Below are 8,706 nucleotides of genomic sequence, written 5' to 3' on the forward strand. Positions count from 1 at the left end.
CAAGGAACAAAGCTACTTCTGCTGCAATTCATAGACGAAGAAGGCCATCCATTGCCTAAATATGAAGTAGCTTTGTTCCTTGTAAACTAGGCTCTTTTTGGGTGCTAACAACAGTGCCACGAACTTTGGCAATTTGCATGATCTCTAATTTAATTACATGATTTTCAGATATGAGATTTTAGATTGAAACCTGAAAAGTTGTTTTTCACTCTCGGTTTTATTATGTGCTAGAATTTAGTCACTAATGCTCACTAATATCTTCTGCTTCTACCCAAAGGTGCTAGATTTTTCTAGTCTGTAGGATATTACGGTCATGCCTAACTGCCATAAAATACCCTTCAGCGTTCAGTAAATATTGACTGATTATTGCTGAGTGCTTTGATATATTTGCTGCGTCTCAGATATTTATCGCATCTAAAAAATTGCAGCTTTTAGTGGTCAGACTCAAAACAGAAACTATTTTACAGTTCCACAGTCAGGATTGAGGATTCAATAAACTCCAGAAGTTCACGAATGGAACTATATCTGTTGACGGTATACTCCATTTAACTCTTGTAGATCATAAAATCCTCATTCCAAGGAATACAGCTTTTAAAAGTAGGAAACTTATCTACTGTTGTTTGACTCTAGGAAACACCTTCTAGGTAAATTCTCTTTTTCAGTTCAATCTCAAAACCTGCTATCCGCAATCAAGTTATGGTCTATTTACTGGACGAACAGCGTTGGTGCTGTCACGAAATTGTTCTACTTCTTCTGTATAACGAATAGGTAAAACATACTCTAGGTTTTCATGGGGACGAGCGATGATATGGGTAGACATTGTTTGGCCTCCATTCACCCGCTTGACGTTATCAACTCCTGCTGCTACTGAAGCTTGTACTTCTGATACATCTCCGCGAATGATCACAGTTACCCGACCACTACCAATCTTTTCATAGCCAACAAGGGTAACTCGTGCAGCTTTCACCATTGCATCTGCTGCTTCTACGACTGCTGGAAAGCCTAGGGTTTCTACCATCCCGACGGCAATTGACATTATTCTTACTCCGTGATATTCTTTTGCTTTACTTGTATATGTATTGACTTTATCCTAGCTATGGCTATTTGGAATAATAATTGCTTTTCCAAATAATGCTCTAAGTTGGGGAGTGATTAATTCCTAAATTTACTAGAATTTTAGATGATAATTTTTGAAGGCTTTCCCTGGAATGGGCAATCTCTTAAATAATGATTGCCCTAAGATCTTAGGGTAAAGTTGGTGTTTTTTCTTACAGAACCTAAAGCACGATCCTAAAGCTTGTGAAAGTCAAGCATTATTGGTCACAGATGTAGATTTTTGATCTGCAAAGTTACTTAGTTCTAAGATTTTAATCATTATATTTGCAGTTATCTGCAAAAAAAACTTTTCATCAACCAGTTCTAGTCAAAATACTTGTAGTAATTCTCACTGCCTCAAATGAGTCTTGCTAACTAATAAGTTCGGAACTGATCGACTTCTTCAGTATATCGAATTGGCAATACATACTCTAAGTTTTCGTGGGGACGAGCAATGATATGAGTTGATACTACCTCACCACCGTTAACTCGTTTGGCTGATTCTATACCTGCAGCAACAGAAGCTTGTACTTCTGATACATCTCCTCGGACAATTACTGTTACACGAGCACTACCAATTTTTTCGTAACCGACCAGAGTAACTCTAGCTGCTTTAACCATAGCATCAGCAGCCTCTACTACCGCTGGAAACCCTCTAGTTTCAATCATTCCCACAGCAATTGGCATTTATTTTCCTCCTATTGACCAATAGTTAACTTAAGCATTGAGGCCAGTGTTGTCTCTAGATAGTTTTCAAGGGAATTCCCATTATTATGATTAAACCTATCAAATGCTATAGTTTTAGCATAGAGAAACATGGCATCGTTGACAATAGCAACTATCATCATAATTCATAATTGCAGGTATTTATAAAAATAAATTAGCTAAGATTGAAATCTTTGGACTTAATGACTTAATTACTAATTCTAGCGATCCTCAGCCTCCAGATACCAATCCTAAATTTTTTTTTATTACTTTTGGAACCATGGTCTGTAAGTAGCAAAAAAATCAGTACATATACTTATAATAAGTTGAACCTATATTAATAATATATATTTATTTTTAACAGTAAAGGTAAATAAATAATAAATCATGGAATTTCTGACTCAAAACTGTTGGTGGATACCTTTTTATGGTTTAATTGGAGCAATTTTGACTTTACCCTGGTCAACAGGGATAATTCAACGTACGGGACCACGGCCAGCAGCTTATTTTAATATCTTGATGACGTTATTGGCCTTTATTCATGGTTCCATTGTTTATCAAGCTGTTTGTCACCAAGAACCACGAGAAATCATATTCAACTGGCTACAAACGGCAGACCTCAACTTATCTTTTGCCTTTAATATCTCATCTGTAACCGTTGGAGCAATGGATGTTGTGACGGGTTTCAGTCTATTAGCCCAACTTTATGCTTTGGGATATTTAGAAAAGGATTGGGCGCTAGCCAGATTTTTTGGACTAATGGGATTTTTTGAGGCAGCAATGAGTGGCTTAACAATTAGTGACTCTTTGTTCATTTCCTATACTTTGCTAGAAATGCTGACTCTTTCTACTTATTTGTTAGTAGGTTTTTGGTATGCTCAACCCCTGGTCGTAACAGCAGCTAGAGATGCGTTTTTAACGAAGCGAGTCGGAGATGTTTTACTACTCATGGGAGTAGTTGCCATATCAGCTTTAGCTGGCAGTATGAATTTTACTGACCTATATGAATGGGCTGAAAGAGTAGAACTTTCTCCTATTACTGGTAATTTGTTAGGATTGGCTTTGATTGCGGGGCCAATAGGTAAATGCGCTCAATTTCCTCTGCATCTATGGTTGGATAAGGCAATGGAAGGGCCAAACCCAGCTTCAATTTTGCGGAATACTGTGGTGGTTGCCATGGGAGCTTATGTACTGATCCAAATGCAGCCGATTTTAATTATTGCTCCTATAGCTCTAGATGTATTAGTGGTGATCGGAACTATAACTGCGATCGGAGCTTCTCTTGTTGCTTTAGCTCAAATTGACCTTAAGCGTGCTTTGTCTCATTCTACCAGTGCTTACCTAGGTTTAGTGTTTATTTCTGTTGGTACACAATGGACTGGTTTTGGCTTGCTGTTACTATTAGCTCATTGCATTGCTAAAGCGCTATTATTTATGAGTGCTGGAGGGGTAATTTTGACTACAAATAGCCAAAATCTTACAGAAATGGGGGGTTTGGGGTCTCGAATGCCAGTTACGACAACTTCTTTCTTAGTAGGTACTGCAGGTTTAATCGGGTTATTACCTTTAGGGGGTTTCTGGGCGTTACGACAAGGTTTAGATGTGTTTTGGATTATCGATCCTTGGGTTGTACCTGTTTTGTTATTTGTTAATTTCCTGACTGCTTTAAATTTAACCCGTGTTTATCGTTTGGTGTTCTGGGGTGAATCTCAACCGAAAACGAAACGGGCACCAGAAGTTCCCTGGCCAATGGCTGTACCGATGGTATCGTTAATTATCGTTACTCTACTCACACCGATAATGATGCAACGGTTATCACTATTACCTGACTGGGGTTATATTAATTTAGCTGTTGTGATTTTGTTAGTTGCATCTGGTTTGATTGGTGTTATTTTTGGTAGCATGATGGAGTTAGGCAGAATTTGGTCTCGACCAGTATATGCTCCTTTGCGTTTTGTTCAAGATTTGCTTGCTTATGATTTCTATATCGATCGTTTCTACGATGTAACTGTGGTATTTGCGGTTAGCCAACTTTCAAGGTTAAATGCTTGGGTTGACCGTTATATTGTTGATGGAGTTGTTAATTTAGTTGGTTTGGCAACGATTTTTAGTGGGGAGGGTTTGAAGTATGGGGTATCTGGTAAAGGTCAATCTTATGTGCTTACTATTCTGATAGGGGTTGGTGTCTTGGGGGTTTTGGCACTGTGGTTGATTGATTTTAGCTTTTGAAGGTAAGGAAGAATGAAGAAGGCAGAAGGGTTAGAGCGGAAGGGTTAGAGCGGAAGGGCGAAAAACGTTTTGGTATTAGTGCTTTTACTCAAGTTCTTATCCATAAATATTCAAATATTTCTTCCTGTTGCTTATTCCCTATTTTCTAGAGATATCTATTAGAGTTGTCGCTTTATAACTGAAAAAAATCCCAAAAACCTTGTTTTGTAAGGATTGTAGCTATTGGAAAATAAAAATGCTTGGAATTATTGCTCTGTCTAGGTTAGAGTGATTTTTTCCCTTTATTTAGCGACAACTCTATTATCAGGACTTATGCAGTTGAAGGTATTTCTGTCCGCAGCGACCGACACCGGAAGTAATTTAAAACACTACTTTTTCGTGCCTCGTGCGTCAGTCCTATTATATTAAACCTAAGTTTTGAGTATTTATAACGGTTTTCACAAGGTAAACTACAAAACTTGTGCCCTCTGCTTTTAAGCCAAAATTTCTGTATTTTATGTTAATGAAAACTTTCTACTCCCTGCTCCCTACTCCCTATTTTTTGGAGATATCTTATGAATAACTTTTCCCCTCAAACTGAAAAACTTAACTTCTGGACGAAATTAGCTTATGGTGCTGGCGATCTAGGTCCGGCAATTTGCGGTAATGTCCAGGTATTTTTCTTATTATTTTTCTTTACTAATGTTGCTGGTTTACCTGCTGGTATTGCGGGTAGTATTTTGATGATTGGTAAAATTTCTGATGCTATTAATGACCCGATAATTGGAGTGATGAGCGATCGCACTGTTCATCCTTGGGGTAGACGTTATCCTTGGATGGTTTTTGGTGCTATTCCTTTTGGGATTTTATTTTTTTTGCAGTGGATAGTTCCTAGTACGAATCAATCTTTTTTATTTTGGTATTATGTGATAATTGCTATTTTATTTAATCTTGCTTATACAGTTGTTAATCTTCCCTACGCTGCTTTGACTCCAGAGTTAACACAAAATTACCATGAACGAACAAGTTTAAATAGTTTCCGATTTGCTTTTTCTATTAGTGGTAGTATTCTTTCTTTAGTTCTTGCTCAATTAATTTTTTCTATTTTCCCAGATAATCCTATTCAACAATATATAGTTTTGGGTATAGTCTGTGCCATAATTTCTGTTTTACCTATTTATTGGTGTTTTTTTGGAACTCGTAAACGGACACTTTCTGTTAATAAAAAACAGGAGGAAGATAATAATACTAATTTACCTATTGCTGAACAAATTCGAGTAGCTTTTAGTAATAGTCCGTTTTTATTTGTCATTGGAATTTATCTGTGTTCTTGGTTGGGAGTGCAATTAACAGCTTCGATTTTGCCTTACTTTGTAATTAACTGGATGCAGCTACCAGAAGCGACTTTTCCTCAAGTGGCGATCGCTGTTCAAGGTACTGCTTTAACTATGTTATTTGTTTGGAGTTTTGTTAGTAAAAAACTGGGGAAGAAAGCTGTTTATTTTATGGGTGTTTGTTTGTGGATAATTGCTCAGGGTGGGTTATTTTTTATTCAACCTGGACAGGTTGGTTTATTGTATTTTTTGGCAATAATGGCTGGTTTTGGAGTGTCAATTGCTTATTTAGTTCCTTGGTCAATGATTCCTGATGTTATTGATTTGGATGAGTTAAATACTGGGCAAAGAAGGGAGGGAATTTTTTATTCTTTTATGGTTTTTTTGCAGAAGGTAGGGTTAGCTATTGGATTGTTTTTGGTAGGGGTAGCTTTGGATATTGCTGGGTTTATTGAAAGTGTTCCTGGGGAGACTCGACCTATTCAACCGGAGTCTGCTCTTTTGGCAATTCGGGTGGCAATTGGTCCGTTGCCTACTGTGTTTTTAATTGTTGGATTATTATTGGCTTATTTATATCCTATTACGCGGGAAGTACATGATGAAATATTGTTGAAGTTGAGGGAAAGAGGGGAGTAGGGGAGTAGGGGAGTAGGGGAGTAAGGGAGTGGGGGAGTAGGGGAGTGGTAAAAATAAGAATAATTAATGCTAAATAGGATGCCAATTATCAAAAAAATGATTTGGCTGATGCTAATTACTTAATAATTGAAGTGCTACCTAAGTATAGCATCACTTTTAGTAATTGGTATAATAAGAAGGTGTTAGGTTTTATGTTAAAACAAGTAACTTTGGAAAATTGGAAAAGTTTCCGCCATGCTGAGTTATATATTGACCCTTTAACAGTTTTAATTGGTACTAATGCTAGTGGAAAATCTAATGTTGTTGATGCTTTGGATTTTTTGAATAGTATTATGCAAGGTACTTCAGTAGAAGCGGTATTAACAGGCGATCGCTTTACTTCAGGTATTAGAGGTGGGGTTGAATGGGCAGTTAGAAAACCTGAAACAAAATTTAGTTTTCAAGTATTAGTAGATGGCGAAAATGAAGCGGGTGATTATCTTTATAAAATTACTATAGAAACTCAACCTACTATACAGGTAATATATGAATCTTTAACTTTGATTGATAGTCAAAAACTCTCAGATAGTAATTCATTTCAGCAACTTTCTTTTATCCCCTCAACTGTGGTACCAGACGGGGTAAAGTATAAGCTTTTTGAAGCAGATAAAGAATATATTGAAAAAATTTATCCCACTCCTAATCCTTGGTTGGATCGTTTTACAACACAGATTCCTTTCTATGAATTTGATAATGTTCATCAAATTATGCTTGCCGAAAGTATAGTACCAAATCTTCTCAAAAAGATTTTTATTTTAAATCCCATACCTTCCCAAATGCGGGATTATTCACCCCTATCAAAAAAATTAGAAAGAGATGGTTCTAATATTGCCGGAGTTTTAGCAGCATTACCCAAAAAACAGAAAGCTGAAGTAGAAGAATATTTATTAAAATATCTGGCACAATTACCAGAAGGAGATATGCGAAAAATTTGGGCTGAAACTGTAGGAAGACTAGGTCGCGATGCCATGCTTTACTGTGAAGAAATCTGGCATCCTAATCAACAACCAATGATAGTTGATGCTTGTGGAATGTCAGATGGAACTTTACGATTTTTGGCAATTTTAACAGCTATGTTAACTCAGCCAGAAAAAAGTTTAATTGTTATAGAAGAAGTAGATAATGGTTTACATCCTTCTCGTGCTGGATTACTTTTACAAATGTTAAGAGAAATTGGTGAGGAGCGCCAAATTGATGTTTTAGTTACAACCCATAATTCTGCTTTATTAGATGAACTAACTCCAAAATTTATTCCTTTTGTAATGGTGGCTTATCGAGATAAACAAACTGGAGAAAGTCAGTTAATTCCTTTAGAGAATATTGAAGATTTACCGAAGTTAATGGCATCAGGAACTTTAGGGAAAATTGCCAGTAAGGGTTTAATTGAGAAGAGTCTCAAAGCAGATTAGAGAGTATGAAAAAAGTGCTAATTATTGATACTTCAATTCTCTGTGTTTATTTAGGTGTGCCTGGGAAAGAAACTTGTGGTTCTGAAGGTAATAAATGGGATAAGGTTAAAGTCTATGAAATTTTGGAAAAAGAGGAGAAAGCAAAGACTATTTTTGTTTTACCTTTAGCCACAATTATTGAAACAGGTAATCATATTGCTCAAGCAAATAGTAAGCGTTATGAAATAGCTAAAGAGTTAGGAAATTTGATGAAACTAACTGCAGATAATCAAACTCCTTGGGCAGCATTTATAGAACAGTCAAAGTTATGGGATGCAGAAAATTTGAAGGATTTAGCTGATGAATTTCCGAAAATTATTACTAAAATTTTGGGAGAATATTCTAGATTACCCTATGCTCACGGTAACTTAGAACGAAAGTTTATTGTTGGTGAAGACCACAAAAATTATTTATTATTAACAGTAGGATATTTAAAAGGAAAAAGAGTTCATGGTTGTGTAGTTCACTTGGAAATTATTAATGAGAAAATTTGGATTCACGAAGATGGATTAGAAGATGGAATTGCGTTAGATTTAGTTATGGCAGGTATTCCTAAAAATAAAATTGTATTAGGTTTTCATCCGCCAGAAGTTCGACATTTGACAGAATTTGCAGTGAATTAATGGTATAAGTAAGAAAGAAGGAAGGAGGAAGAAGGAAGAAGTGAAGAGGGAAGAAGGCTTTAGTTATCTAGAACAGAAGACTTAAAAGTCCAAAAAAACTTAAATTTTTTGTAGATATTCACTCTTGGGTTTACACAAACGATACTAGCGGACATGATATAAAATTAACTGGAACCGCTATTTTTCAGCATTCTTTTTTCACCCTTGGTACAACAGGCAATGAAGAAATAAACCTTTGAATATTTTTACTGAAGCAATGGATGCTTTTTGTACAGCTATTTCTCTCCATTTTTTTTTGATTAGTTGATATAACAATACTGATGTCTTTGCCTCTGAATAAAGATAATTTGGGTTATAGTCATTTAACTTTAGATTGAGACAAAGCTTTCTTGCTATGAGGGAGTTTCAGACGAAAAAACGTCTCATTTTTAAGTTAAACTACTATATATTGAAGCTCAAAAGTTGTGCAATGTAATGTCCCGATAATCAGCGATCAAAAAACCTTTTCCCTTTGAAGCTTTCTTTCCCTACTCCCCGACTCCCCGACTCCCCTACTCCCCTGCTCCCCCACTCCCTCCACCTAGTCACACTCAACTAAATTACCAGCAGAAACAAACA

The 8,706-nt window shown here is 36.3% G+C and carries 7 protein-coding genes and 1 pseudogene; 4 read left to right on the forward strand and 4 right to left on the reverse strand.

From position 1 onward, the window contains the following. Positions 1-64: 64 nt before the first annotated feature. The 4 genes and pseudogenes from F6K13_RS07780 to F6K13_RS07795 form a co-directional block, all read right to left on the reverse strand. A pseudogene (locus F6K13_RS07780) lies at positions 65-139 on the reverse strand (EutN/CcmL family microcompartment protein); the annotation flags it as partial. Positions 140-694: 555 nt separating this feature from the next. After that, positions 695-1,036 (reverse strand): carbon dioxide-concentrating mechanism protein CcmK, encoded by a 342-nt coding sequence (locus tag F6K13_RS07785; RefSeq protein ID WP_124146613.1) that lies wholly within the window; start codon positions 1,034-1,036, stop codon positions 695-697. A gap of 434 nt (positions 1,037-1,470) precedes the next feature. Beyond that, complete coding sequence (locus tag F6K13_RS07790) at positions 1,471-1,782, reverse strand: carbon dioxide-concentrating mechanism protein CcmK (RefSeq protein WP_124146612.1); 312 nt, start codon at positions 1,780-1,782, stop codon at positions 1,471-1,473. 11 nt (positions 1,783-1,793) lie between these two features. Then, a complete protein-coding gene (locus F6K13_RS07795; protein WP_161564658.1) occupies positions 1,794-1,943 on the reverse strand; it encodes a hypothetical protein in 150 nt (49 codons plus the stop codon). Positions 1,944-2,184: 241 nt separating this feature from the next. Here F6K13_RS07795 and F6K13_RS07800 point away from each other — a divergent pair, with 241 nt between their 5' ends. The 4 genes from F6K13_RS07800 (at position 2,185) to F6K13_RS07815 (ending at position 8,088) form a co-directional block, all read left to right on the forward strand. Next, the gene (locus tag F6K13_RS07800) at positions 2,185-4,029 is read left to right on the forward strand and encodes an NAD(P)H-quinone oxidoreductase subunit F (protein WP_124146611.1); all 1,845 of its coding nucleotides are present in this window, start codon (positions 2,185-2,187) and stop codon (positions 4,027-4,029) included. A 554-nt stretch (positions 4,030-4,583) separates the two neighbouring features. Further along, positions 4,584-5,978: an MFS transporter gene (locus F6K13_RS07805; protein WP_124147868.1), complete on the forward strand. Its 1,395-nt coding sequence runs from the start codon at positions 4,584-4,586 to the stop codon at positions 5,976-5,978. Between the two features lie 101 nt (positions 5,979-6,079). Continuing rightward, complete coding sequence (locus F6K13_RS07810) at positions 6,080-7,426, forward strand: AAA family ATPase (protein WP_240038938.1); 1,347 nt, start codon at positions 6,080-6,082, stop codon at positions 7,424-7,426. 5 nt (positions 7,427-7,431) lie between these two features. Further along, positions 7,432-8,088: a XisI protein gene (locus F6K13_RS07815; protein ID WP_124144810.1), complete on the forward strand. Its 657-nt coding sequence runs from the start codon at positions 7,432-7,434 to the stop codon at positions 8,086-8,088. Positions 8,089-8,706: the final 618 nt, after the last annotated feature.

Origin of the sequence: Okeania sp. SIO2B9, from assembly GCF_010672505.1 — a bacterium.
In the GTDB taxonomy this organism is placed as follows: domain Bacteria; phylum Cyanobacteriota; class Cyanobacteriia; order Cyanobacteriales; family Microcoleaceae; genus Okeania; species Okeania hirsuta.